At 64.5% G+C, this 23622-nt stretch carries 22 protein-coding genes; 11 read left to right on the top strand and 11 right to left on the bottom strand.

Annotation, left to right across the window (positions count from 1 at the left end):
• Window positions 1–33 precede the first annotated feature (33 nt).
• Both glnE and aroQ read left to right on the top strand, forming a co-directional pair.
• The gene (gene glnE, locus ACRWQA_RS20335; protein ID WP_434229701.1) at window positions 34–3015 is read left to right on the top strand and encodes a bifunctional [glutamate--ammonia ligase]-adenylyl-L-tyrosine phosphorylase/[glutamate--ammonia-ligase] adenylyltransferase; all 2982 of its coding nucleotides are present in this window, start codon (window positions 34–36) and stop codon (window positions 3013–3015) included.
• A gap of 40 nt (window positions 3016–3055) precedes the next feature.
• A complete protein-coding gene (aroQ, locus tag ACRWQA_RS20330; protein ID WP_263581531.1) occupies window positions 3056–3499 on the top strand; it encodes a type II 3-dehydroquinate dehydratase in 444 nt (147 codons plus the stop codon).
• A 55-nt stretch (window positions 3500–3554) separates the two neighbouring features.
• On the opposite strand, the gene ACRWQA_RS20325 is transcribed toward aroQ, so the two are convergent.
• Window positions 3555–4064, bottom strand: coding sequence for a DUF4142 domain-containing protein (locus ACRWQA_RS20325; RefSeq protein ID WP_434229699.1), 510 nt, complete (start codon window positions 4062–4064; stop codon window positions 3555–3557).
• A gap of 109 nt (window positions 4065–4173) precedes the next feature.
• Between ACRWQA_RS20325 and napE the strand changes: the two genes are divergently transcribed.
• The 6 genes from napE (at window position 4174) to ACRWQA_RS20295 (ending at window position 8852) form a co-directional block, all read left to right on the top strand.
• Window positions 4174–4377: a periplasmic nitrate reductase, NapE protein gene (gene napE / locus ACRWQA_RS20320; protein ID WP_263581529.1), complete on the top strand. Its 204-nt coding sequence runs from the start codon at window positions 4174–4176 to the stop codon at window positions 4375–4377.
• An 83-nt stretch (window positions 4378–4460) separates the two neighbouring features.
• Window positions 4461–4985 (top strand): ferredoxin-type protein NapF, encoded by a 525-nt coding sequence (napF, locus tag ACRWQA_RS20315; protein WP_434229697.1) that lies wholly within the window; start codon window positions 4461–4463, stop codon window positions 4983–4985.
• A 9-nt stretch (window positions 4986–4994) separates the two neighbouring features.
• On the top strand, window positions 4995–5291 hold the full coding sequence (locus ACRWQA_RS20310) for a chaperone NapD (RefSeq protein ID WP_263581527.1): 297 nt from the start codon (window positions 4995–4997) through the stop codon (window positions 5289–5291).
• Window positions 5272–7767 (top strand): nitrate reductase catalytic subunit NapA, encoded by a 2496-nt coding sequence (gene napA, locus ACRWQA_RS20305; RefSeq protein ID WP_434229695.1) that lies wholly within the window; start codon window positions 5272–5274, stop codon window positions 7765–7767. The genes ACRWQA_RS20310 and napA overlap by 20 nt, the downstream gene beginning before the upstream one ends.
• 13 nt (window positions 7768–7780) lie before the next feature.
• Window positions 7781–8239, top strand: coding sequence for a nitrate reductase cytochrome c-type subunit (locus tag ACRWQA_RS20300; protein WP_434229694.1), 459 nt, complete (start codon window positions 7781–7783; stop codon window positions 8237–8239).
• Window positions 8240–8249: 10 nt separating this feature from the next.
• Window positions 8250–8852 (top strand): NapC/NirT family cytochrome c, encoded by a 603-nt coding sequence (locus ACRWQA_RS20295; RefSeq protein WP_434229691.1) that lies wholly within the window; start codon window positions 8250–8252, stop codon window positions 8850–8852.
• 70 nt (window positions 8853–8922) lie between these two features.
• Here the strand turns inward: ACRWQA_RS20295 and ACRWQA_RS20290 are convergent, their stop codons facing one another.
• The 4 genes from ACRWQA_RS20290 to ACRWQA_RS20275 all read right to left on the bottom strand — a co-directional run bounded on the left by ACRWQA_RS20290 (window position 8923) and on the right by ACRWQA_RS20275 (window position 12700).
• Window positions 8923–9579 (bottom strand): HAD family hydrolase, encoded by a 657-nt coding sequence (locus ACRWQA_RS20290; protein WP_263581523.1) that lies wholly within the window; start codon window positions 9577–9579, stop codon window positions 8923–8925.
• 67 nt (window positions 9580–9646) lie between these two features.
• On the bottom strand, window positions 9647–11149 hold the full coding sequence (locus tag ACRWQA_RS20285; RefSeq protein WP_434229688.1) for a tripartite tricarboxylate transporter permease: 1503 nt from the start codon (window positions 11147–11149) through the stop codon (window positions 9647–9649).
• A gap of 15 nt (window positions 11150–11164) precedes the next feature.
• Entirely contained in the window at window positions 11165–11641 is a 477-nt protein-coding gene (locus ACRWQA_RS20280) for a tripartite tricarboxylate transporter TctB family protein (RefSeq protein WP_263581521.1), read from the bottom strand.
• A 51-nt stretch (window positions 11642–11692) separates the two neighbouring features.
• Window positions 11693–12700: a tripartite tricarboxylate transporter substrate binding protein gene (locus ACRWQA_RS20275; RefSeq protein WP_434229685.1), complete on the bottom strand. Its 1008-nt coding sequence runs from the start codon at window positions 12698–12700 to the stop codon at window positions 11693–11695.
• Between the two features lie 432 nt (window positions 12701–13132).
• Here ACRWQA_RS20275 and ACRWQA_RS20270 point away from each other — a divergent pair, with 432 nt between their 5' ends.
• Window positions 13133–14977: a bifunctional sugar phosphate isomerase/epimerase/4-hydroxyphenylpyruvate dioxygenase family protein gene (locus ACRWQA_RS20270; RefSeq protein WP_434229683.1), complete on the top strand. Its 1845-nt coding sequence runs from the start codon at window positions 13133–13135 to the stop codon at window positions 14975–14977.
• An 80-nt stretch (window positions 14978–15057) separates the two neighbouring features.
• Window positions 15058–15918 carry a shikimate dehydrogenase family protein gene (locus tag ACRWQA_RS20265; protein WP_434229681.1) on the top strand — a complete coding sequence of 287 codons (861 nt, stop codon included), beginning with the start codon at window positions 15058–15060 and terminating at the stop codon, window positions 15916–15918.
• 34 nt (window positions 15919–15952) lie between these two features.
• Here the strand turns inward: ACRWQA_RS20265 and ACRWQA_RS20260 are convergent, their stop codons facing one another.
• The 6 genes from ACRWQA_RS20260 to dctP all read right to left on the bottom strand — a co-directional run bounded on the left by ACRWQA_RS20260 (window position 15953) and on the right by dctP (window position 22023).
• Complete coding sequence (locus tag ACRWQA_RS20260) at window positions 15953–16777, bottom strand: sugar phosphate isomerase/epimerase family protein (protein WP_434229678.1); 825 nt, start codon at window positions 16775–16777, stop codon at window positions 15953–15955.
• Window positions 16770–18512 (bottom strand): FAD-dependent oxidoreductase, encoded by a 1743-nt coding sequence (locus tag ACRWQA_RS20255; protein ID WP_434229676.1) that lies wholly within the window; start codon window positions 18510–18512, stop codon window positions 16770–16772. Before ACRWQA_RS20255 ends, ACRWQA_RS20260 begins: the two co-directional genes overlap by 8 nt.
• A 180-nt stretch (window positions 18513–18692) precedes the next feature.
• Entirely contained in the window at window positions 18693–19139 is a 447-nt protein-coding gene (locus ACRWQA_RS20250; RefSeq protein WP_446326221.1) for a type II 3-dehydroquinate dehydratase, read from the bottom strand.
• 21 nt (window positions 19140–19160) lie between these two features.
• Window positions 19161–20453 (bottom strand): TRAP transporter large permease, encoded by a 1293-nt coding sequence (locus ACRWQA_RS20245; protein WP_263581514.1) that lies wholly within the window; start codon window positions 20451–20453, stop codon window positions 19161–19163.
• 2 nt (window positions 20454–20455) lie between these two features.
• Complete coding sequence (locus tag ACRWQA_RS20240; protein WP_263581513.1) at window positions 20456–20977, bottom strand: TRAP transporter small permease; 522 nt, start codon at window positions 20975–20977, stop codon at window positions 20456–20458.
• 56 nt (window positions 20978–21033) lie between these two features.
• On the bottom strand, window positions 21034–22023 hold the full coding sequence (gene dctP / locus ACRWQA_RS20235) for a TRAP transporter substrate-binding protein DctP (RefSeq protein WP_263581512.1): 990 nt from the start codon (window positions 22021–22023) through the stop codon (window positions 21034–21036).
• Window positions 22024–22240: 217 nt separating this feature from the next.
• On the opposite strand from dctP, the gene ACRWQA_RS20230 reads away from it, so the two are divergent.
• Window positions 22241–23614 carry a GntR family transcriptional regulator gene (locus ACRWQA_RS20230; RefSeq protein ID WP_434230610.1) on the top strand — a complete coding sequence of 458 codons (1374 nt, stop codon included), beginning with the start codon at window positions 22241–22243 and terminating at the stop codon, window positions 23612–23614.
• The last annotated feature ends 8 nt before the right edge of the window (window positions 23615–23622 follow it).

The following is a 23622-nucleotide window of genomic DNA, read 5'->3' as shown; positions in this document are numbered from 1 at the left end:
GAGGGTGACCCAGCTGCGACAAGGCCCGTTGCCATGCCCTTACCCGATGACTTCCTGCCCGCCGTCGATCTTCCCCCCGCACTCGTGCCTGCACTGGAGAAGGCCTGGCAGCGTCTCGGCGAAAGCCTGGCACGCAGCGACAGCGTTGCCGAGATGACCGGCCAGGAACTCCCGTCGGAGAACTGGCAGGGGCTCGATCCCGAGCGTCGGCGCCAACTGGCGCGCGTCATCGCCATTTCCGACTTCGCGGCCGATACGCTGGTGCGCTACCCCGACTGGTTGCAGCACCTCGATGCCAACGGCGAGCTCGATACAGCCCCAGGCGCCGATACGCTCGGCGCCTGGCTGGCCGAGCGGCTGGAGAGCGCCGAGGACGAGGCCGCCCTGCACGCGGCGCTGCGCCGCTTCCGCCGGGCGCGCATGCTGGGCATCGTCTGGCGTGACCTGACGCGGCCGGCGGGCACCGACATGTGGGCCACGGCCGCCTCTGTGTCGCGGCTTGCCGAGGTGTGTCTCGAAGGGGCGCTGGGCTGGCTCGAGGCGCACCTCGAGCCGCGCTGGGGGCGTCCGGCGCCGCGCGCCGATGGCAGCGAGCAGCGCCTGGTGGTGCTGGGCATGGGCAAGCTCGGCGCCGGTGAACTCAACCTCTCCTCGGATATCGACCTGATCTTCGCCTACCCCGAAAAGGGCGAGACCGAGGGCGGGCGCAAGTCGCTCGAACACCAGGAGTACTTCACCAAGCTGGGGCAGAGGCTGATCGCCGCGCTGGATGCGGTCACCGCCGACGGCTTCGCCTTTCGCGTCGACATGCGCCTGCGACCCTTGGGCGAAGGCGGCCCGCTGGTCGGCAATTTCAGTTCGCTGGCGGCCTATTATCAGGACCAGGGCCGGGAGTGGGAGCGCTACGCCCTGCTCAAGGCGCGGCCGGTGGCCGGCGACCTGGGGGCCGGGAGCGAGCTGCTCGGCAACCTGCGGCCCTTCGTCTATCGCAAATACCTCGACTTCGGCGCCATCGAATCGCTGCGCGAGATGAAGGCGCTGATCAACCGCGAGGTCAAACGCCGCGGCATGCAGGCCAACATCAAGCTCGGCCCCGGCGGTATCCGCGAAGTGGAATTCGTGGTGCAGGCCTTCCAGTTGATCCGCGGCGGACGCGATACCGAGCTGCAGGTCACCTCGCTGCGTTCCGCCCTGGCACGCCTGCCCGCGCTTGGTCTGTTGCCACAGAGTGTGGTCGATGAGCTCGAGCCCGACTACGTCTTCCTGCGCGACCTCGAGCACGCGCTGCAGGCGCTCGAGGATCGCCAGACCCAGAGCCTGCCCGATGACGACCTCGACCGCGAGCGCGTCGCCCAGGCGCTGGGCATGGAGGACTGGCCGGCGGTCGTGGCGCGGCTCGACGAGGTGCGCAGCCGGGTACGCGACCACTTCGACGCGGTGATCGCCGATCCCGAGGAGGAGGTTGAGGAGTCGAGCGAGGCTCCGGGAGAGGGGGCCCTGTCGCTCGAGGAGTGGCGCGCGCTGTGGTGCAGCGAGCTCGAGGCCGAGGAGGCGCAGACGATGCTCGCCGAGGTGGGCTTCGAGCAGGCCGAGATGGCACTGCGGCGCCTCACGACCCTGCGCCAGTCGCGCCAGGTGCAATCCATGCAGCGCATCGGTTACGACCGCCTCGAGGCGCTGATGCCACTGCTGCTGGACGCCGTGGCCGCAAGCGACACACCCGATACCGCGCTTGAACGGGTGTTGCCGCTGATCGAGTCGGTGCTGCGGCGAACCGCCTACCTGGCGCTGCTGCGCGAGAACCCCGAGGCGCTGAGCCACCTGATGGGGTTGTGCGGTGCCAGCCCCTGGATCGCCGAGCAGTTGGCCCGCTACCCGCTGCTGCTCGACGAGTTGCTGACGCCGGATACGCTCTACACCCCGGCCGACAAGGCACGTCTGGCCGACGAATTGCGCCAGGTCCTGGGGCGTATCCCGGAGGATGACGAGGAGGCCCAGCTTGAGGCGCTGCGCGTGTTCAAGCACGCTCACGTGCTGCGCGTCGCCGCCTCGGACATCGCCGGTACCCGGCACCTGATGAAGGTCAGCGACTATCTCACCTATATTGCCGAAGTGCTGCTGGAGAAGGTGCTGGCCATGGCCTGGCGCCACCTGGTGCGCAAGCACGGCTATCCGCGGCGCCGCGACGGCTCGCGTGCCGGAGCCGAGCCGGAGTTCCTGATCGTCGGCTACGGCAAGCTGGGGGGCATCGAACTGGGCTACGGCTCGGACCTCGACCTGGTCTTCATTCACGATGCCGATTCCCAGGGCGAGACCGACGGCGCGCGGCCCATCGACACCCCGGTGTTCTTCACACGCCTGGGACAACGCATCATTCACCTGCTTACCGCGGTCACCCCGGCCGGGACCCTCTACGAAGTCGACATGCGCCTGCGCCCCTCGGGCAACGCCGGGCTGCTGGCCACCACGCTCGATGCCTTCGGCGACTACCAGCGCCGCGAAGCCTGGACCTGGGAGCATCAGGCGCTGGTGCGCGCCCGCGTGGTGGCTGGCCACCCGCGCCTGGCCGAGGGCTTCGATGCGGTGCGCCGCGAGATTCTCGGGCGCGAGCGCGACTGTCTGGCGCTGCGCGAGGAGGTGGTGAAGATGCGCCAGAAGATGCGCGACCACCTGGGTGGCAAGGCCGGGCAGGGCGAGTTCGACCTCAAGCACGACCCCGGTGGCATGATCGACATCGAGTTCCTGTGCCAGTTCGCGGTGCTCTCCATGGGCCACGAGACACCCGAGCTACTGCAGTGGAGCGACAACATGCGCATCCTCGAGACCCTGGAGAGCACCGGCCGGCTGCCCGCCGAAGAGTGCCAGCGCCTGCGCGAGGCCTACCTGGCCCTGCGCAGCACCGCGCATCGCGCCTCGCTGACCCGCGAGCCCGCCCGCGGCCGCGACGCCGATTTCCACGCCCACCGCCAGGCGGTGATCGACGCCTGGCAGCGGCTGCTGGAGCCGCAGGCATGAGTCCCTCCCGCCCGATTCCGTTCCCCCGAGAGAGCTAGCGATGAACAAGGTCCTGATCCTGCACGGCCCCAATCTCAACCTGCTGGGCACCCGCCAGCCCGAAATATACGGCCGTGAGACGCTGAACGACATCAACAACGCGCTGTACGAGAAAGCCGCCGTCAACGGCTGGGACATCAAGGCGTTACAGAGCAACCACGAGGGTGTGCTGATCGACGCCATTCACGCCGCGCGTGAGGATGGCACCGCGGCGATCGTCATCAACCCCGCCGCCTATACCCACACTTCGGTGGCCATTCTCGATGCGCTCAACGCCTTCGAGGGCAAGGTGATCGAGGTGCATCTCTCCAACGTGCACAAGCGCGAGAGCTTCCGTCACCACTCCTACGTCTCGTTGCGCGCCGATGGTGTGATCGCCGGCCTCGGCAGCCAGGGCTACCTGGCCGCGCTGGATGCCGTGATCCGCGCCGCCGAGCGCGCCTGAACCTGGCGCCCGTTGTCGTACCCCACGGCAGCGGGCCCTGGCACGACACTCCCCCTTAGAGCAACGAGTCGATCAGCTCGCTATTGACGAGTAGCGTCTCGTGGGTGACGAGCAGGTGGTTGTTGAACTCGTCGAGCTGTTCGTCCCCCTGGGGGCGGTTCTGCTCCAGGTACTCGATCGCGGCCATGTGCAGCTCCATCTGGTAGGACAGAAAGGTCTCGTCGAACGCCTCGCCTTCCAGCTCGCGCAACGCTTCGAAGGACTCGCGGTCGTGGAGGGCGTGCTCGTCGTGCGGGGTGTCGCTGTTCTCGCTGGCCTCGGCCAGCCACTCGTCGAGAATGGCATGGTCGCGCCGCAGCGTGTTGGCCAGTTGGACGATCTCGTCATCTTCGGCACGCTCCTCGGCCAGCTCCGCCAGGTCGGCCTGATGCTGATGCAGGGCCCGCAGGCTGGCCTGGATCGCTTCACGGTCATCGCTCTCCTGCGCCAGGGCCGGAGGACCGGCCAGCAGGCAGGCCAGCGCAACCGCTAGGAAAGTCGAGCCCTTCGAGAGAAAGATTTTCATTCCGTTGCTCCTGCTTATTTCCTGGATGCTGAGCGAGCTTGAATCCGGTTTGCGCAATACCTCTTTGCTTCCTACGGTAGTACAAGACGTCTCGCTCTGGTGCCGATTCATGCAAAGAACGCTCGACAAGCCTAGCCGAAAACCCAAGCCGCAAACGCCCGAAGAGCGGCAGCAAAAGAAGCGGGAACTGCTGGTCTTCCTGTTTCTCGCCGGCATCCTGTTTCCGATCCTCGCCGTGCTCGTAGTCTCCGGCTACGGCTTCGCCGTGTGGATCTTCCAGATCTTTGCGGGACCTCCCGGGCCGCCCGGTTAGCGGGTCGAGAGGTAGGTTAGCCAGAACGAAAGAAAGAAGAATCGCGACACAAGAATGAAATAAAAAGACCGTGGAGAACCGAAATGGGCGTGGAACCCTCGCGACGAGCTCTGCTCAAGGGGCGCCTCGAATATTCCCCTGCGCTGCGCCCCCCTTGGGCCCGTGAAAAGCCCAAATTCCTGGCGAATTGCAGCCAATGCGGCGACTGCCTCCAGGCCTGCGAAACCGACATCATCGTGCGCGATGCAGCCGGTTTTCCGCAGGTCGATTTTCGGCTGGGCGAATGTACTTTCTGTCGAGCCTGCGTCGAGGCCTGTGAGGAAGATGTCTTTCGCGACCCAGAGCGCGAACCGCCGTGGCGACACGTCGCTGCTATCGGCTCGGCATGCCTGGGGCCGCAGGGCGTCTACTGCCGTAGCTGCGGCGAGAGCTGCGAGGCCGGTGCGATCCACTTCGCCTTCAATGCCCGGCGCGTGCCGGAGCCGACGGTCGACAGTGCGGCCTGCAACGGCTGCGGGGCCTGTGTATCGGTGTGCCCCACCCAGGCGGTGGCGGTCGGCCCGCTGGAATCAGGCCATTCGACCCGCCTGCATACAACCCGCCTTTGAGGAGGGGACATGAACGCCCAGGTGCATATTTCGAGCCTCGTCGTGCAGCTCCAGCCGGAGCGCATAGACGAGACCAGACGGCACTGCCAGGCCCACCCGGGCGTCGAGGTTCACGCCACGGACCCGTGCGGCAAGATGGTGCTGCTGCTGGAGACGGCGGGGCAGCGCGAGATCGTGGAATTCATCGAAGGGCTTCAGCGAGCGCCCGGCGTGCTGTCGGTGAGCCTGGTGTATCACCATGCGGAAAGTGCTGCGGAACTGGACAGGGAGATGGAGGAGATGAGTAATGACGCTGACGCGACGTGACTTCATCAAGGCCACGGCGGCGACGACAGCCACCGCGGCGGCAGGGATCAGCGCAACGGCCCAGGCGCAAAACGTGGTCACCGACGCCAGCCAATCGCAGCTGAAGTGGTCGAAGGCGCCGTGCCGCTTCTGTGGCGTGGGCTGCGGGGTCAACGTGGCGACGCGCGACAACCAGGTGGTCGCCACCCACGCCGACATCAATTCGCCGGTCAATCGCGGCGTCAACTGCATCAAGGGCTACTTCCTCTCGAAGATCATGTACGGCGAGGACCGCCTCACCCAGCCGCTGCTGCGCAAGCGTGACGGCGTCTACGACAAGGAGGGCGAATTCACTCCGGTGAGCTGGGACGAGGCCTTCGACGTCATGGCCGACAAGTACAAGGCGGTGCTGCGCGAGAAGGGGCCGCAGGGCATCGGCATGTTCGGCTCCGGCCAGTGGACGGTGTGGGAGGGCTACGCCGCCAACAAGTTGATGAAGGCCGGTTTCCGCTCCAATCACATCGACCCCAACGCGCGCCACTGCATGGCCTCTGCGGTATTCGGCTTCATGCGCACCTTCGGCATGGACGAGCCGATGGGCTGCTACGACGACATCGAGGCGGCGGATGCCTTCGTGCTGTGGGGCTCCAACATGGCCGAGATGCACCCCATCCTGTGGACCCGGGTGACCGACCGCCGGCTCTCGGCGCCGCACGTCAAGGTGGCAGTGCTCTCCACCTTCGAGCACCGCTCCTTCGAGCTGGCCGACCAGCCGATCATTTTCACGCCCCAGGCCGACCTGGCGATCCTCAACTATATCCAGCGCTACATCATCGAGAACGACCGGGTGAACTGGGACTTCGTCAACGAGCACGTGCGCTTCATGGAAGGCAACGTCGACATCGGCTATGGACTGCGCCCCGAGCATCGCCTGGAGCTGGCGGCCGAGAATGCCGCTGACAGCGGCGGCGCCCGCGACATCGACTTCGAGCGCTATCGGGAATTCCTGCAGCAGTACGATGCCCAGACGGTCAGCGAGCTCTCCGGCGTGCCCCAGCGCCAGCTCGACCAGTTGGCCGAACTCTATGCCGACCCCGACACCAAGGTGATGTCGTTCTGGACCATGGGCTTCAACCAGCACACCCGCGGGGTCTGGGCGAACAACATGATCTACAACATCCACCTGCTGACCGGCAAGATCTCCACCCCGGGCAACAGTCCCTTCTCGCTGACCGGCCAGCCCTCGGCCTGCGGCACCGCGCGCGAGGTCGGCACCTTCTCCCACCGTTTGCCGGCCGACATGGTGGTGACCAATCCCGACCACCGCCGCTTCGCCGAGAATGCCTGGAAGGTGCCGGAGGGCACCATCCAGGAGAAGCCCGGCGCGCATGCCGTGCTGCAGAACCGCATGCTCAAGGACGGCGATATCAACGTCTACTGGGTACAGTGCAACAACAACGTCCAGGCGGCGGCCAACCTGGTCGAGGAGACCTATCCCGGTTATCGCAACCCCGACAACTTCATCGTCGTCTCCGACGCCTACCCCACCGTGACCGCCGAGCTGGCCGACCTGATCCTGCCGGCGGCGATGTGGGTCGAGAAGGAAGGCGCCTACGGCAATGCCGAGCGACGCACCCAGTTCTGGCACCAGTTGGTCAAGGCGCCCGGCGAGGCGCGCTCCGACCTGTGGCAGATGATGGAGTTCTCCAAGCGCTTCCAGATCGAGGAGGTGTGGCCGGAGGAGATGCTCGAGGCCAACCCGGAGTACCGCGGCAAGTCGATGTTCGAGGTACTGTTCCGCAACGGCCAGGTGGACGCCTTCGGCCTCGACGAGCTCGACGAGGAGTACGACAACGACGAGGCCCGCCACTTCGGCTTCTACGTGCAGAAGGGGCTGTTCGAGGAGTATGCCAAGTTCACCCGCGGCAAGGCCCACGACCTGGCCCCGTTCGAACGCTATCACCAGGAGCGCGGGCTGCGCTGGCCGGTGGTCGACGGCGAGGAGACGCGCTGGCGCTACAACGGCGAGTACGACCCTTACGTGGAGGAGGGGCGCGACTTCCAGTTCTACGGCCACAAGGACGGCCGCGCCGTCATCTACGCCGTGCCCTACGAGCCGCCCGCCGAGTCGCCCGACGAGGAGTACCCGCTGTGGCTGGTCACCGGCCGGGTGCTTGAGCATTGGCACTCCGGCTCGATGACCCGACGCGTACCGGAGCTGCATCGCGCCTTTCCCCAGGCGGTGGTTTACCTGCATCCCGAGGACGCACGCCAACTCGGCGTGCGCCGCGGCAGCGAGGTGCGCATCATCAGCCCACGCGGCGAGATGAATTCCCGCGTCGAGACGCGCGGGCGCAACCGCATGCCCAGGGGGCTGGTGTTCGTGCCCTGGTTCGACGCCAGTCAGCTGATCAACAAGGTCACGCTGGATGCCACCGACCCCATCTCCAAGCAGACGGACTTCAAGAAGTGCGCCTGCCGGATCGAACCGGTCTAGGGAGGGAAGCACGATGCGAATGATCGCTACTGCCGTCGCCATTTTGGGAATCAGCCTAGGAGTGCTCGCCCAGGAGGGCGAGCTCGATGCCCTGCGCGGCCACGTGCCGCTGCTCGAGGAGCGCACTCCCGAGCCGCTCTACAACGTCGAGAACCATGATCGCCGTCGCATCCGGGCCTACCCGATGCAGCCGCCGACCATCCCGCACAAGATCGACAACTATCAGGTCGATCTCAACGCCAACCGCTGCATGAGCTGCCACAGCCGCCAGCGGGTCGGCGACACCCAGGCGCCGATGATCAGCGTGACCCACTACATGGACCGCGAAGGCAACTTCCTCGCCGAACTCTCGCCGCGGCGCTACTTCTGCAACCAGTGCCACGTGCCGCAGACGGATGCGCCGCTGGCGGTCGAGAACCGCTTCGTCGATATCGCCGAAATTCTCCGCCAGCCACGCGAGCCGGAAGAGTGAGGTCCGCTGCATGATCAAACGTATCAAGAACCTGCTCTCGGTCTTCTGGCGCGTCTTCAACTCGCCCAGCGGCTACTTCAGCCTGGGGTTTCTCACCGTGGGGGGCTTCATCGGCGGGGTGCTGTTCTGGGGCGGCTTCAACACCGCCATGGAGGCGACCAATACCGAGCGGTTCTGCATCAGCTGCCACGAGATGCGCGCCAACGTCTACGAAGAGATCCAGCCGACGATTCACTTCACCAATCGCTCGGGGGTGAGGGCGGTCTGCTCGGACTGCCACGTGCCGCACGACTGGACCGACAAGATCGCGCGCAAGATGCAGGCCTCGAAGGAGGTCTGGGGCAAGATCTTCGGCACCATCAATACCCGCGAGAAGTTCCTCGATCATCGCCTGGAGATGGCCTCGCGCGAGTGGCGTCGCTTCGAGGCCAACGATTCGCTGGAGTGCCGCAACTGCCACGACGAGGGTGCCATGGACTTTACCCGGCAAAGTCCCAGGGCGGCCGCGGCGCATCGGCGCGGGTTGATCGACGGCGACGATACCTGCATCAGCTGTCACAAGGGGATCGCCCATGAGCTGCCCGACATGGCGGGCGTCGAAGGTTGGGAATGAAGCGACGATAGAGCCAGGGCAGAAGGGGCAGGAGGTGGAACGGCAAGAGTAATGACTCGGGCTTTCCTGGTCAGAGTTCCTGCAACGCGGCTTCCAGACCGTGCAAATCGCGGACGGTAATGGTGTCGTCAGGGAAAGGGGATGCGCCCGGGTCGGCGGTGACGCCGACGAAGCGGGTGCCGTTGGAGCGGGCGGCACGAAAATCGTTGTACGAATCGCCGATCATCACCGTTTCGTGTGCGGCATGTCCGCAGCGAACCAGAAGGTTACGCAAGCCGGTGACCTTGTCGGGAGGCGAGCCGACGACCTCACTGAAATAGCGTGCGAGCTCGCGCTTCTCGACGATGGCCTTCAGCTCGGCCTCGGGAGTGGCCGAAAGCAGATAGAGCGGACGCTTGCCGGCCCAGCGGGCGAGAAATTCCACGGCGCCGGGAATGGCCGGGGCCTGCAAAAGGCGCTGCTCGACGCTTGCCTTGAAGAGGGCACAGAGTTCCCGGATGCGTGCTTCGCTGGCTTGGCGGCCAAAGATATGCGCCTCGATGTGGCGAAACTTGACCTCGCGCGGCTGACCCCCCTTTCGGTTCAGGTAGGCGCATACGGCCTGGTACTGGGGGGCAGGCGCCTCGGCGTAGAGATCGGCGAAGGCTTGACGCTTGAGGGTGGCCGAGTCCAGCACCACACCATCGAAGTCGAAGACCAGCGCATAGTGAAGGGGTGGACCGATCACACTTCTCCCCTTTGTCCTTGGTTTTTTTCACCGTTGGCGCGACCGGGCATGGCCGCGCCAGGGTGCGTCAGGCCCTGCTGAAGCGTTTGGCCACCCAGCTCTTGAGCGGGGTATTGCTCAGCAGCACCAGTGTAATCACGCTGGTCAACACCAGGGACAGCGGGTTGGTGACCAGGGCCAGCAGGAAATCCCCGCCACGGTCGCCTACCGAGGACATTGCCTGGCGATAGGACTCGTCGAGCAGCGGGCCCAAGATGACGCCGAGGATGATCGGGCCCATCTGGAAGCCGAATACCTTGAGCCAGTAGCCGAGGATGCCGAAGCCGAGCATCCAGTAGACCTCCATCATGTTGCTGTTGATGGAGTAGGTACCGACGACACAGAGCACCAGGATCAGCGGGATCAGCACCGCCTTGGGTACCTCGACGATCTTCGAGAAGATCTTGATGCCGGTGAGCCCGAATATCAGCAGGAATATGTTCGCCAGTGCCAGGTTGCCCACGGTGAACCAGAAAATATACGGGGTTTCGATCATCAGCATGGGCCCGGGGTTGAGCCCGTGGATGACCAGGGCACCGATGATCACGGCGGTCACCGCATCGCCGGGCATGCCCAAGGTCAGCATCGGCACATAGGCACCGCCTACCGCGGCATTGTTGGCCGTCTCCGGTGCCACCAGGCCCTCGTAGGCCCCTTCGCCGAACGGGCGGCTGGGGTTCTTGACGGTGCGCTTGGCGTGATCGTAGGCAAACAGCGAAGCGATATCGCCACCGGTGCCGGGTAGTGCGCCGACGATGACGCCGATCACCGCGGTACGTATCGAGAGGGGCAGGAATTTCAGCACCATGTTCAGCGGCGGCACGATCTTGTCGACGTTCTGCTTGATCGGCACCTTGGCCAGGTTGTGCAGTTGGTAGAGTGCCTCGGCCACGCCAAACAGGCCGATCATCACCACCACATAGTGAATGCCCCCGAGCAGCTCCATTTGCCCCAGGGTGAGGCGCGGCTGGGCGGTGACCATGTCCATGCCCACCAGGCCAATGACGCTGCCCAATGCCACCGAGAAAATACCGCGTGACAGCGACTTGCCGGAGAGCGAGCTGACCAGCAGCAGGCCGAGAACGGCGATCAGGAAGTAATCGCGAGGCGCAAACTGCAGGGCCAGGTCGGAGAGATAAGGGGCGGTGCCGGCGAGTACGGCGACGCCGATCAGTCCGCCGATCACCGACATCACGGTGCTCAGGCCGATGGCGCGGCCGGCCTCGCCGCGCTGTGCGAGCGGGTAGCCGTCGAAGGCGGTGGTCACCGCCGAGGGAGCGCCGGGGATGTTGAGCAGGATGGCGGTACGCGAGCCACCATAGACGCCACCCACATAGATGCCGACCATCAGCGCCAGGGCATTGTTGATGTCCCAGGAGAAGGTGAAGGAGATCAGGATCGACACGGCCATGGTTACGGAGAGGCCGGGGATGGCGCCGATATAGATGCCGGCCAGCACGCCGAGGGCGGTCAGGCCGAGCAGGCCCGGGTCGAGCCAGGCCATGAGCAGGAAGGAAAGGGTGTCACTCATCGAAGGCCTCGAAGGTCAGGGAAGGTAGACGCGGAAGACCACGGTGAAAAGGACATAGATGATCACAAGAGCCACCGCGGTAATGAGCAGTGAGCTGACGACCTTGCCCTGGCGGAGGTAGATGAACATCGCTGCCAGGAAAATGGAGGTACTGACGTAGAAGCTTGCCCAGACGATGGCCGCGAGATAGATCACCGCGGCCACGGAGAAGACCACGATATGGGGCTGGAAGTGCTCGTGGAAGAATGCGCGTAACTCTTGGCGGGCACCACCAATCTGCTCATCACGTCGCTTGTAGCGGTGGCTGAACAGAATGGCCAGCGACGAGGCCAGCATCACCAGGGCCAGGCCCACCGGGAAGGAGCCGGCCGAGTTGAGCCTCAATCCACCGTCGATGCGGTAAGCCTCGACCAGTACACCGATACTCAACAGAAGAAGCAGCCAGTCGAAGACCTTTTCACCCGCCTGTACGCGCTCGATTTTCTTGCTCATCAACAGACTCCAAGGGGGAGGCTTTGCCGCCCCCTTCACCGCGAAGATGGGTTACGGACGCGGAATGCCGAGCTCTTCAGGCGTGGCTTTCAGTGTCTCGGCATCGGCTTCGAACATGGACCAGGCGGTAACCGACTGCCAGCTGTCCAGGTACTGCTGAGCTTCCTCGCCGCGCAGGTTCAGCGGTTCGGCGCCGAAGTTGTGCAGGAATTCGACGAACTCCTCCTCGGCAACGGCCTGCTCATAGGCGTCTTCCAGGATGGCCTTGATATCGTCCGGAGTGTCCTGATGGACGAAGACGCCCCAGAACGGCCCCCACGGCAGGAAGGCCTCGATGTCGGGCAGCGCCTCGGTGATCGGCGGTACGCCTGGCAGCAATTCGATCTCCTCTGTGGTGAGCACGGCCAGCCCCTTCATCTTGCCGCCACGAATCTGTTCGCCGGCGGCGGCCAGGCTCAGCGGCATGAAGTCGATGTGGCCGCCCAGCATGGCGGTGATACCGGGGCCATCGCCACCAAAGGTGACGGTTCGCACGTCGAGTTCGTCCACGGCATTGATCATGGCGTGTACGGTGCTTGGCAGGCCGCCGGCGCCGGTGCCGCCCATGCGCAGCTCGTTCGGGTTCTGCTGGGCATGCTCGAGCAGGTCGGCGAAGCTGTCGAAGGGACTATCCGCCGGAGCCGCGATCACCACCAGGCCCTGGCCGATGATGTTGACGGTATGCATGTCGTCGTAGGTGAAGTCGGCCAGCCCCATCAGCGGATAGAGCTGCGGGTTCTCGGCGCCGATCAGCAGGTTGTAGCCGTCGGGGCGCTGTTGCATGACATGGTTCATGCCGATCACGCCGGTGCCGCCAGGGCGGTTGGTCAGCACGATGGTGGTATCCAGGATCTCCTCGACATGGGGCGTGAGGCTGCGGGCGACGTTATCGGTGGCGCCACCTGCGCCCCACTGGATGGTGCCTTGAATGTTGCGCTCCGGATAGTCGGCGAGCGCGCTGCCGACCATGGCCAGCGAGCCGAGGATAACGGCCAGGGATGTGATAAGTGGTTTGAACATGGAATCCTCCGGGGGGTGTTGTGATTGGTTGTTATGTCGACTGATGACGCTTCCTGTCTTGGCAGGAGTGAACTTGTGTTCGCTTTGCGAACGATAGTGCTTTTTGCGAACACTAGAACTCCCTTCCAATACTGTCAATGCCCAGAGGGTTTTCTGCGACGAAGGTTTAATACATGGCGCTGCCAACGCTGGTGCGCCAAAAAGCAAAGAAGGGAGCCAAGGGCAAAGTGCACCTCTATGATATTCCTCGAAGCCCAAGAAAGGCTCATCCCGATGGGAACTCGACGAGAGCCGTAGATATTGCGAACTTAAGGCCGTCATGCGAACATCGAAACCGTGTTCCAGTTCTGCGCGAGGCGGGACGATGGAATCTTGAACGAACAAGAAGGCTGCTCATCGCTGTCAGGCGATAGGGGCCGGGAGGGGATGAGGATGCGTGCCATTGCCACGGTCTGCTTGAGCGGCGATCTCAGGACCAAGCTGGAAGCGATCGCTCGTGCGGGCTTCGAGGGTGTGGAGATCTTCGAGAACGATCTGCTCTCGTTCGACGGCTCACCCGAGGAGGTGCGCCGGCTCTGCGAGCGTCTGGGTCTGGCCATCGTCGCCTTCCAGCCGTTTCGCGACTTCGAGGCCATGCCCGAGCCACAGCGTAGCCGCAACTTTCAGCGTGCCGAGCGCAAGTTCGACCTGATGGAGCAGCTCGGCACCGATTTCCTGCTGGTGTGCAGCAACGTCTCGCCCCAGAGCATCGACGATATGGATCGCACCGTGGCCGATCTGCGCGAGCTGGCGGAACGGGCCGCCCGGCGAAGCATTCGTATTGGTTTCGAGGCACTGGCCTGGGGGCGCCATATCTCCGACTATCGCGACGCCTGGGAGGTGGTTCGCCGTGCCGACCATCCCAATCTTGGTGTGGTACTCGACAGTTTCCATATCCTCTCTCGCCGGCACGACCTCTCCGCCATCGGCAAGATCCCCAAGGAGAAGATCTTCTTCGTCCAACTGGCCGATGCGCCGCTGCTGGACATGGACATCCTGCAGTGGAGCCGACATTTCCGCTGCTTTCCCGGCCAGGGACGCCTGCCGCTCCAGGCTTTCATGGCCGAGCTGGGCAAGTCGGGCTATGACGGGCCCCTTTCGCTCGAGATCTTCAGTGATGCCTTCCGCGCCGCCCCGACCGAGGTGACTGCCCTAGATGGCCTGCGCTCGCTGATCTGGCTCGAGAACCTGGTCGATGCCGGGCCTTGGGCGAGCGAGCTGCCAGCCGCGCCACACTACCATGGTGTGCATTTCATCGAGTTCACCCTCGACGAGGAGAGCGCCGGCCCCCTGGGCGAGTTCATCGATGCGCTGGGTTTTCGCCATGTGGGGCGCCATCGCTCCAAGAACGTGGAGCTATGGAAGCAGGGCGAGATCCACCTGGTACTCAATTTCGAGACCGACAGCTTCGCCCACACCTTTCGGCTACTGCATGGCACCTCGGTGTGCGCCGTGGGCTTTCGGGTCGACGACGTGGTGCGGGCGCTGGAGCGTGCCCGGGCCTTCAAGGCGCCGCTGTTCCGCAGCCAGGTGGGGGAGGGGGAGATGGAAATCCCGGCGCTGCGTGGCGTCGAGGGCAGCCTGATCTACCTGGTGGACGAGGCGGCCGCCGACGACCTGCAGTGGCGCACCGACTTCGAGCTTTTCGACCAGGAGAGCCGCGACGAAGCGGGCCTGGTGCGTATCGACCATCTCTCATACGTTTTGCCGGCGACGCAACTGCTGGGCTGGCAGCTGTTCTACCGCACCGTATTCGGCTTTGCCGCCGAGGCAGAGAACGAGATCGTCGACCCTCACGGCATGATGGTCAGCCAGGCGGTGGTCAGCCCCGACCGCAGCATTCGCCTGCCGCTCACCGTCTCCCAGGCTCGCGAGACCCAGCCGGGGCGCTTCCTCAGCGAGTTTCGCGGCGGCGTGCAGCAGATTGCCTTCGAGAGCCGCGACATCATCGCCACCGTGGACGAAATCCTGGCCCGCGGGCTGCCGCTGTTGAAGATTCCGCGCAACTACTACGACGACCTGGAGACACGCTTCGACATCGCCCCGGAACTGCTCGACGCCCTGCGTTCGCGCAACATCCTGTTCGATCGCAACGAGGACGGCGACTTCCTGCATGCCTATACCGAGACCTTCTCGGGGCGCTTCTTCTTCGAGATCGTCGAACGGCGCGGCGACTACCAGAAGTTCGGCGAGGCCAACGCCGGCATCCGCCTCGCGGCCCAGGCCAAGGCCGGCTGAGAACTAACAGTGAGTGGTTGTTCCGGGATTGATTTTCGCGATCTATGCGAACTCGTTCGCCCCGTTCAGGAGACGGCGTTATGAAATTGGGCTTGATCGGCAAGGCAATAATGAACTCCAGCTCGCCGGATCTGCATGTGCGGCTCGGTAAGTTGACCGGCATACCCGCCACCTATGACCTGTTCGACGCCAACGAGCAGCCGATCGAATCGCTCGAGAGTCAGGTAAGGAAGGTGATGGCCGTCGGATACCGGGGCGTCAATGTCACCTATCCCTGGAAAGAGGATGCCGTGCGCCTTGCCGATCGCGCTTCCGAGGGGGCGCGGATGGTCGGAGCCGCCAATACGCTGGTCTTCGAAGAGGATGGCATCTTCGCCGAGAATACCGATTTCACCGGTTTCATCAGCGGCTTTCGTGCCACTCTCGGCGAGCGTGAGCCGGGGCGGGTATTGCTGCTTGGTACCGGAGGCGTGGGCAAGGCGGTCGCCTTCGGCCTGGGCCGGCTCGGCGCTTCAGAGATAGTGCTGATGGACCTGGACCCGACGAAGTCGCGTCAGCTGGCCGAGGAGCTGAAGGCCCAGGGATTTGCCGCCTCCACCATTACCCCGGAACAACTGGCCGAGACGGTGCCGGCCTGCGACGGCCTGGTCAACTGCACCCCCATCGGCCACGAAAAGAGCCCGGGCTGCCCGCTGCCCGCGGAGCTGATCGTGGCGCACCACTGGATCTTCGATGCCGTTTATGTGCCGGCAATCACCGAGTTCGTCGCTGCCGCCAAGGCTGCGGGGGCAGAGGTGATGAGTGGTGTCGGGCTATTCGTCTTCCAGGGTGTCGACGCCTTCAAGCGCTTCTGCGAGGACGAGGCCAAGCGCGCCGCTGCCGACGAGCAGGCCGCCACCCTCTATGCCCATTACCGCCGTGAGCTGCTCAGGGAGCCATGATCGTTCGCCGGCGCCGCTTCTCAGCGAACCAGTATCAACCGACAACGACGGCACGTGCCGCCTCGAGCGCCCGCCGTGCCCGCTCCAGTGCGGTGACGCCTCGGCGACGCAGCGATTCAGTGGGAATCTCGAGGCTTAACGGCCGGCCCGAGGGTAGGGCTGCCAGCAGGGCTGCCAGGTCGATATCGCCATCACCGGGGAAGCGGCGTTGCTGCCTCGCCTCATGCAGGATCGCTTCCATGCTGTCCGGAATCGGGCCGGCCACGTCGCACAGCTGCACGTAGCGCAGCCAGTCCGGCGGCACCTGCACAAGATCCCCCAGGCGGCTGGCCGAGCGGTTGAAATGGAAGGCGTCGACCAGCAGGCAGGCGTTGCCCTGCCCGGCCTGGCGCGCGGCGGCGACGATGCGGTGCGCCTGGGCCAGGTTCTTCACTCCCGTCCAGGGCATGAACTCCAGATGCGGATGCAGGCCCAGCGGGGCGGCCAGCTCGCACAGGGCGGCAAAGTTGTCGACGGTACGTGCCTCATCGTCGTCGTTCCCCGCCACCAGCACCTCGCTGGCGCCCAGCTCGGCGCCGATCTCCAGCACCTGGCGGAAATCCCGGCCCACGGCGGTGTCGGGCTTCAGGCGCAGGATCTCGATATCAAGCACTCGTAGCCCGGTTTCGCGCAGGCGCTGCCGGGTACGCCATAACAGACCGGCATCCTGGGCCAGCGGGAAGTGGTGCTCCTTCGGCGTGGCGGGAATCAGCCGCAGGCCCACGGCCTCATAGCCGGCCTGGGCGGCGACCTCGACCATCTCGGGGGGCGACAGCTCGAGTACGGTGAGGGCGGCGAGGGAGAAGATCGGCTCACGCATGGGCGGTGTCGGCTCCGGCGTTCGCGGCGTCGTGCCGTATCCGTCCCGCGGCATGCAGGCCGGCGATATGGCCAAAGGTCATGGCCGGGCCCAGGTTGATGCCGCCGGCCGGGTAGAAGCCACCCATGAGGCTGGCCATATCGCTGCCCGCCGCATAGAGGCCCTCGATCGGCGTGCCCTGGGCGTTCAGCACCTGGGCATGCTCGTTGGTCCCGAGGCCGGCGAAGGTGCCGAAGCAGCCCGGGACTACCTTCACTGCATAGAAAGGACCCTGGTCCAGGGGTGCTACGCAGGGATTGGGGCCGTGGGCAGGGTCGCCCTGCTTGCGGTTGTAGGGAGTGGAGCCACGGCCGAACTCGAGGTCCTCGCCCCGGGCGGCGTGGCGGTTGTAGTCGGCCACGGTGGCCGCGAGGCCGTCCGGGTCGATACCGCAGGCTTGCGCCAGCTCGGCGAGTGTCCTGCCGCGCTTGAGGTAGCCCTTGCGGATCCAGTGCCTGAAGGGGACCGGCGCCGGACGGGTGATGCCGAGGCCATAACGACGCTGGAAGTGGTGCGTGCAGATCAGCCAGGAGCAGACCTCCTCGCCCTCGGGCACCGCCTTGACCATGGCGTCCACGTAGTCGTAGTAGCCGCCGGCCTCGTTGACGAAGCGCCTGCCGCTTTGCAGGACGCCGATCAGGCCCGGCTTGCCGCGGTCGATGATATGCGGGAAGTGACCGACACGGCCATCACCCCAGGGCACCAGCGACACCGGTGCCCAGGCCACCGGTGAGTGGAGGTCGGTGGCCACCGTGCCGCCCACCGACTCGCCCAGACGCAGGCCGTCGCCATTGGCGGAGGGGGGCGGCAGGGGCCAGTGCTCCTGGCCCGTCGGCGTGCGCGGGAAGAGTTCCCGGCGGCGCTCGACGTCCCAGGGGAAGCCACCGGCGGCCAGCACCACGCCACATCGGGCTCGCAGGGTCACCTGCCCCTGCGAGCCCTCGACCACCACGCCGGTGACCCGTTCATCCTCCTTGATCAGGCGTTTCGCCGAGGATGAGACGTGCATCTCCACGCCCAGGTTCTCGGCGGACTTGGCCAATCGCCCTATCAGGGCCACCCCGTTGACCAGCTGCATGGCACGGCCGTAGCGGGCCAGGTCGAGGCAATGGCGGGTGAGGCGTCGGGCCACGTGCACGAAGGATTTCAGCGAGCGGGTAGCGGTCAGGAAGGCCGCGAGGTCCGGCCCGGCTTGGATCGGCATGCCGAGGAAGGCTGTCTCCGGCATGGTCTTGCGCAGCTTGGCCAATGTCGCACTGCTCAGTTGGCGTCCGTCGAAGGGAGCGGCGATCACCGAGCGGCCGCCGGTGCCGGCCCCGGGCGTGTCGCCGTGGATGTCGGCGATGGCGTTGCCGTCGGCGAACTGCAGCGCGGTTTTCTCATGGAAGAAGGCGACCATCCGCGGTGCGGCGTCGAGGAAGGCGTCGATCTTCGCCGCGTCATAGTGTTCACCCAGCTCATGACGCAGGTAGGTACGCACGGTCTCTGGATCTTCATCGATGCCGGCCGCCTTGGCCAGCGGATTGAGCGGGGCCCACATCCAGCCGCCTGACCAGGCGGTAGCGCCGCCCAGCGCATCGGCTTTTTCTACCACGGCTACTTCGAGACCCTGGTAGGCGGCGGTGACGGCGGCGGCGAGGCCGGCGGCGCCGGAACCTACCACCACCAGGTCGTAATCCTGTCGTATGTCGGCCATGTAGAGGTTCGCTGAGAAGCTGTTTTGAATAATTTAGAACTTTGTTCCAATTTATGCAATGGCCAGACAGGCCGGAGACTCTTGGGGGGATGAAATGGGAGCCATTAAACGAGAGCGGCCCCTGAAAAGGGGCCGCCATTGGGGCGCTTGATTAACCAGATCTTGATTAACCAGACACGGTTATGGATCGGTGCCTTCGACCAGGCGTAGCGCGGCCTCGACGGCCGTCCGATAGCCGGACGGCCCCAGCCCCGCGATCACGGCCGTGGCGATGCGCGAGACGAGCGAGCGATGATAGATCTCCTCGCGTCGATGGATGTTGGAGATATGCAGCTCGATGATCGGCCCGGGAAACATCTTGAGCGCGTCGAGGATCGGGATCGAGGTGAAGGTCAGCCCCGCCGGGTTGATGACGATGGCGGCAGCGGGCTCATCGATGGCCTCATGAATCCACTCGACCAACTGGCCTTCGTAGCCGGACTGGCGGAACACCAACGGCCGGGTGCCGGCGGCCTGCCGGCACAGAGATTCGACCTCCGCCAGCGTGGTATGGCCATAGATCTCCGGTTCGCGCTTGCCGAGCCGGTTGAGGTTCGGGCCGTTGAGAACGTGAATGGGGCTGGGCATGGCATTACCTCTTATCGTTATTCAGCCCTGGTAGCCGAACTGTCGCGGTAGCCAGAGGACGAGATCGGGAAAGAGCGTGATGACCGCCAGCGACACGAAGAGCGCGGCGATGAACGGGACGAGATCGCGGAACAGGCTGCGCAATGGGGCGCGGGTAATGCTCTGCATGATGAAGATCAGTAGCCCGTAAGGCGGCGTCACCAGCCCGATCATGATGTTCACCACCGCGATGACGCCGAAATGCACCAGGTCGACGCCCAGGGCATTCGCCGTGGGGATGAACACCGGCACGATGATCAGGATGATGGCCGTGCCTTCCAGCAGACAGCCCAGCAGAAGCAGCACGAGATTGACGAGCAGCAGGAACTGCAACGCCGAAAGGTCGTAATCGGCCAGGAAGATGCGCAGTGCCTGTGGAATGTTCTCGGACGTCACCACGTAGTTGAACACCAGTGCCCCCGCGATCAGCATGCCGATGGCGACGGAGGAGCGGGCGCTGGCGACGAGAGAATCGTAAACCTGGCGCACACTGACGTTGCGGTAAAGCAGGACCGAGATCAGGAAGGCGTAGGCCGCGGCGACGGCGGCTGCCTCGGTGGGTGTCATCGCTCCGCTGTAGATCCCGCCCAGCAGTACCACCGGTAGCATCAGCGCCGGGAACGCGCGAACGGTAATGCCCGGCAACTCCCGTACTGGCGTGGGCTCCTCCACCGGAAACCGCCGGCGCCGCGCCGTGACCATCACCACGATCATCAGCATGGCGCCCATCAACAAGCCGGGAATGATGCCGCCGAGAAACAGGTAGCCGATGGAGGCGTTGGACACCAGGGCATAGAGCACCATCGGAATCGAGGGGGGAATGATCGGCCCGATGACCGCTGCGCTCGCCGTCAGGGCAGCGGCGAAGCTGCGGGTGTAGCGTCCGTCCTGGATCATCATGTTGGCGATGATCCGGCCCGAGCCTGCCGCATCGGCGAAGGCCGACCCGGACATGCCGGAGAAGATGATCGACTGCGCGATGTTGACGTAGGCCAGGCCGCCACGAAAGCGTCCGACCAGGGCATTACAGAAATGCAGCAGGCGATTGGTCATGGTGCCGATGTTCATCAATTCCGCGGCGAGGATGAACAGAGGCACCGCGAGAATGACGTAGCCGGTGAACATGCTGTTCAGCAACCGCTCGGCCACCAGCCCCATGTCCATTCCGTTCATGAGGAGGTAGACGATGGAGCCCGAAATCATCGACAGCCCGATGGGCAGCCCCAACAGCGCCAGGGCGATGATTGCCAGAAGCGTGAGCGTAAAGGGATCCATCCTTAACCTCGCTGTGTTTCGTCGTCGGCGTCGCGTTTGGCCATCGGGTCGTGCCCCAGTGCGGCGCGAGTGCCAATCCAGCCGTAGCGGATGATGATGGCCACGGCGAAGACCACGTAGATCGAGTACAGCCAGTCGTAGCGGATACGCAGATACGACGTGCGCTGTACCTTCATGAAGGTCACGTAGTCGTAGACCGCGGGCAGGGAAACCAGGAAAAGGCCGACGACGCCAAGGGAGAAAAGCACCGTCATCATACGGCGAATGGGAGGCGGAACATTGCTGTAGAAGATGTCGAAGCGGATCTCGTCACGCTCGCGGAGCAGAAAGGCCGCACCGAACAGCACCAGCCAGACCCACATCACGGTGCTCAGTTCCGAGGCCCAGCCCGCCGGCCAGTTAAGAACGTAGCGGAACAGCACCGTGATCAGGAACGAAGCGAACATGACGGCAAGCATGGCGGCCGCAACGGCCTCGGCGCCATGGCGCAGCCATGCCGCCCACCGGAGAATCCTTTGGCGCATCTGCGTACCTCCAGGGTGGAGTGGGATCGACCGCGACGCGGCCGATCCATCAGCCATCAAAGGTTGTTGATGCGCTCGAGCATGCCTTCCGGCCATGCGTCGGAGATCGAGGATTCCAGGTACCGCTGCTGCGCGTACTCGCGGAAGGCATCGATATCCGGCGTGTAGACATCGAGTCCTTGTTCGCGGAAAAAGTCAGCCAGTTCCTGCTCTTTGCGCTGATGTTCCGCCGTGCTCCAGGCAATCGCCTCGTCAGCAGCGGCCTGGAAGGCTTGCTGCTGCTCCGGCGTCATGTCGTTCCAGACGCTGGAGGAAACCATCAGCAGGTCGAACGCCACGAGATGCGACGTCAGCGCGATCTGATCCATCACTTCGTAGAAACGCATGTTCTGGACGTTCGGCAGGGGATTGTCCTGACCGTCGATGGCGCCGGTCTGCAGGCCTGTATAGACCTCGGCATAAGCCATGGCGGTCGGATTCGCGCCGAGCGCCTCGCCCAAGAACTGCCACGACTCACCCGGCGGCATGCGTAGCCGCACGCCGGACATATCCTCGGGAGTTTCGATCCGCTCATCGTCCACCAGCCCTACATGGCGGGTGCCGAAGAAGGTCGGGCCCAGGATGTGAACACCCAACTGCTCCTCGGCCATGGCCTTCATTTCTTCCCCGGCTTCACTGTCGAAGAACGTCAGCAGGTGCTCGGCATCACGGAAGAGGTAGGCGGAGGTCAGAATGGACCAGGCCGGGATCTGGTTGGCGACGTCCTGCGGCGCGACGTTGCTCATTTCCAGGTTGCCACGCTGGAGCGCGACCAATTCCGAGCCCTGGCTGAAGAGCGTGCCGCCATAATGCAGTTCCATATCGAAGTCATCGGCGATGGCTTCTTCGAAGCGCTGCATCATCTCGGCCCGGATGTCCTGCTCGGAGAACACCGCCGAGAAACGCAGCGTGGGGTTGTCTTGCGCGACGGTCACGGCTGATGTGGTCGCTGCGAACATCATGACACCGGCGGCAAGAAAGCCGCGGCATTGGGCGGGAATGGGCATGGAGTGCCTCCTTTTTATCTTGTCGTTGTGATGCGCCCGCGGCGAGATGCCTTGCACCCACGCTGGACAGCTCCATGCTACATCACGCATTTCGGTGATCAACTGCTTTTAGCGATTTCTTACGATATTTTTGATAATGTCATTTGAATTGAGTTTTTCTCTTGCTGGCTTCACGGGCGAGGAACAAAATGGTCAGTACCAACAAGGGAGGTGGGTCTTGCTGCCTGTACCACAGGAAACGGCGGGTGAAAGCGCTTACCGGTCCATCCGCAGCGACATCATTGGCGGTCGTCTGGCGCCGTGCTCCCGGCTACGCCTGGAAGCGTTGAAGGAGCGCTACTCGGCCAGCGTCAGCACCCTGCGCGAGTCCCTCTATCGGCTATCCGCCGAAGGCCTGGTTCGTTCCGAAGGCCAGCGCGGCTTCGAGGTCGCCGCCGTCACCCAGGAGGAGTTTCAGCAACTCGCCGATCTGCGCGAACTGCTGGAGTGCCACGCCCTGCGCGAGGCATTCCACAAGGGTGACCTGGAGTGGGAAGGGCGGGTGGTCGGCGCGTACCACAAGCTCGAGTCCATGGAACGCCTGATGATGGCGGGCGATACCAGCCGCAGCGGCGAATGGAAGCGCTATGACCGTGAATTCCACCATACCCTGATTTCCGCGTGCGGCTCGGCGGAGCTGCTCCAGATTTATGGCGCTATCTTCGACCGCTACCAGCGTTACCAGATCGTTGCCGTCATCTTTCGTGGCAAACCCGCGGCTCAGGAACACCGCATGCTGTTGGATGCAGCCCTGGCACGCGACGCCGAGCGTGCCGCCGGTATATTGCACCAGCATATCGCAGCCTGCGTGGCACATACGGTGGAGACCGGTCAGCTCTCCTCCGCCGCTTCGGACCCAACGCCCTCAATTCACGGAAGGCTGAACAAGTCAGAGGCGCTGGCCTCGGTGGGCGAGACGGCCTGGCGCTGCATACGCGCCGACATCATCGCCGGCAAGCTGCCCCCGGGGAAGAAGCTGAAATTGAGCAACCTGCAGGAGGATTACGACACCAGCGTGACCACACTGCGCGAAGCTCTCAACCGGCTGACCTCGGAAGGATTCGTCGTCGCCGAGGGTCAGCGTGGCTTCGAAGTCGCGCCGATATCGGCCGAGAATGCTCGCGAGCTGGCCGAATTGCGGCTTCTGGTGGAGGGGCGGGCGCTGGAGGACTCCTTTGCGCATGGGGACATCGACTGGGAAGCGAGAGTCGTAGCGGCCTACCACAAGCTCGCCACCATGGAGGCGGAGATGGCGAGCGGCAATCTACAGGTCGCCGAACTCTGGAAGCGGTATGACTGGCAGTTTCACCAAGCGCTGACCTCGGCCTGCGGCTCCCAGGTACTGATGCACCTGCACAACGCGGTCTTCGACAAGTACCTGCGCTATCAGCTCATTGCCCTCTCCTACCGGGGCCGCATCGCCGCCGACGAGCACCGAGCGCTTTACGACTGCGCCCTGCGGCGAGATGCCGAGGGTGCGCAGGAAATCCTGCAGCGCCACCTGCGGGGCGGAACGGAGCACGCCCTGGCGACGGGGACCATCGCCGCCTGACGACTCTG

This window comes from Billgrantia sp. C5P2 (assembly GCF_051062895.2).
Note: the sequence above shows the minus strand (reverse complement) of the source record. Positions and strands in the feature narration are given on the sequence as shown.

Bases quoted from the DNA above. Each gene is read 5' to 3' on its own strand.
- ACRWQA_RS20275 (WP_434229685.1), bottom strand. From the start codon at position 12,700: ATGTTCAAACCACTTATCACATCCCTGGCCGTTATCCTCGGCTCGCTG.
- ACRWQA_RS20310 (WP_263581527.1), top strand. From the start codon at position 4,995: ATGAACGCCCAGGTGCATATTTCGAGCCTCGTCGTGCAGCTCCAGCCG.
- ACRWQA_RS20240 (WP_263581513.1), bottom strand. From the start codon at position 20,977: ATGCGCCAAAGGATTCTCCGGTGGGCGGCATGGCTGCGCCATGGCGCC.
- aroQ (WP_263581531.1), top strand. From the start codon at position 3,056: ATGAACAAGGTCCTGATCCTGCACGGCCCCAATCTCAACCTGCTGGGC.
- napA (WP_434229695.1), top strand. From the start codon at position 5,272: ATGACGCTGACGCGACGTGACTTCATCAAGGCCACGGCGGCGACGACA.
- ACRWQA_RS20280 (WP_263581521.1), bottom strand. From the start codon at position 11,641: ATGAGCAAGAAAATCGAGCGCGTACAGGCGGGTGAAAAGGTCTTCGAC.
- glnE (WP_434229701.1), top strand. From the start codon at position 34: ATGCCCTTACCCGATGACTTCCTGCCCGCCGTCGATCTTCCCCCCGCA.
- ACRWQA_RS20300 (WP_434229694.1), top strand. From the start codon at position 7,781: ATGCGAATGATCGCTACTGCCGTCGCCATTTTGGGAATCAGCCTAGGA.
- ACRWQA_RS20295 (WP_434229691.1), top strand. From the start codon at position 8,250: ATGATCAAACGTATCAAGAACCTGCTCTCGGTCTTCTGGCGCGTCTTC.
- ACRWQA_RS20255 (WP_434229676.1), bottom strand. From the start codon at position 18,512: ATGGCCGACATACGACAGGATTACGACCTGGTGGTGGTAGGTTCCGGC.
- ACRWQA_RS20245 (WP_263581514.1), bottom strand. From the start codon at position 20,453: ATGGATCCCTTTACGCTCACGCTTCTGGCAATCATCGCCCTGGCGCTG.
- ACRWQA_RS20270 (WP_434229683.1), top strand. From the start codon at position 13,133: ATGCGTGCCATTGCCACGGTCTGCTTGAGCGGCGATCTCAGGACCAAG.
- ACRWQA_RS20250 (WP_446326221.1), bottom strand. From the start codon at position 19,139: ATGCCCAGCCCCATTCACGTTCTCAACGGCCCGAACCTCAACCGGCTC.
- ACRWQA_RS20285 (WP_434229688.1), bottom strand. From the start codon at position 11,149: ATGAGTGACACCCTTTCCTTCCTGCTCATGGCCTGGCTCGACCCGGGC.
- napE (WP_263581529.1), top strand. From the start codon at position 4,174: ATGCAAAGAACGCTCGACAAGCCTAGCCGAAAACCCAAGCCGCAAACG.
- napF (WP_434229697.1), top strand. From the start codon at position 4,461: ATGGGCGTGGAACCCTCGCGACGAGCTCTGCTCAAGGGGCGCCTCGAA.
- ACRWQA_RS20325 (WP_434229699.1), bottom strand. From the start codon at position 4,064: ATGAAAATCTTTCTCTCGAAGGGCTCGACTTTCCTAGCGGTTGCGCTG.
- ACRWQA_RS20265 (WP_434229681.1), top strand. From the start codon at position 15,058: ATGAAATTGGGCTTGATCGGCAAGGCAATAATGAACTCCAGCTCGCCG.
- dctP (WP_263581512.1), bottom strand. From the start codon at position 22,023: ATGCCCATTCCCGCCCAATGCCGCGGCTTTCTTGCCGCCGGTGTCATG.
- ACRWQA_RS20260 (WP_434229678.1), bottom strand. From the start codon at position 16,777: ATGCGTGAGCCGATCTTCTCCCTCGCCGCCCTCACCGTACTCGAGCTG.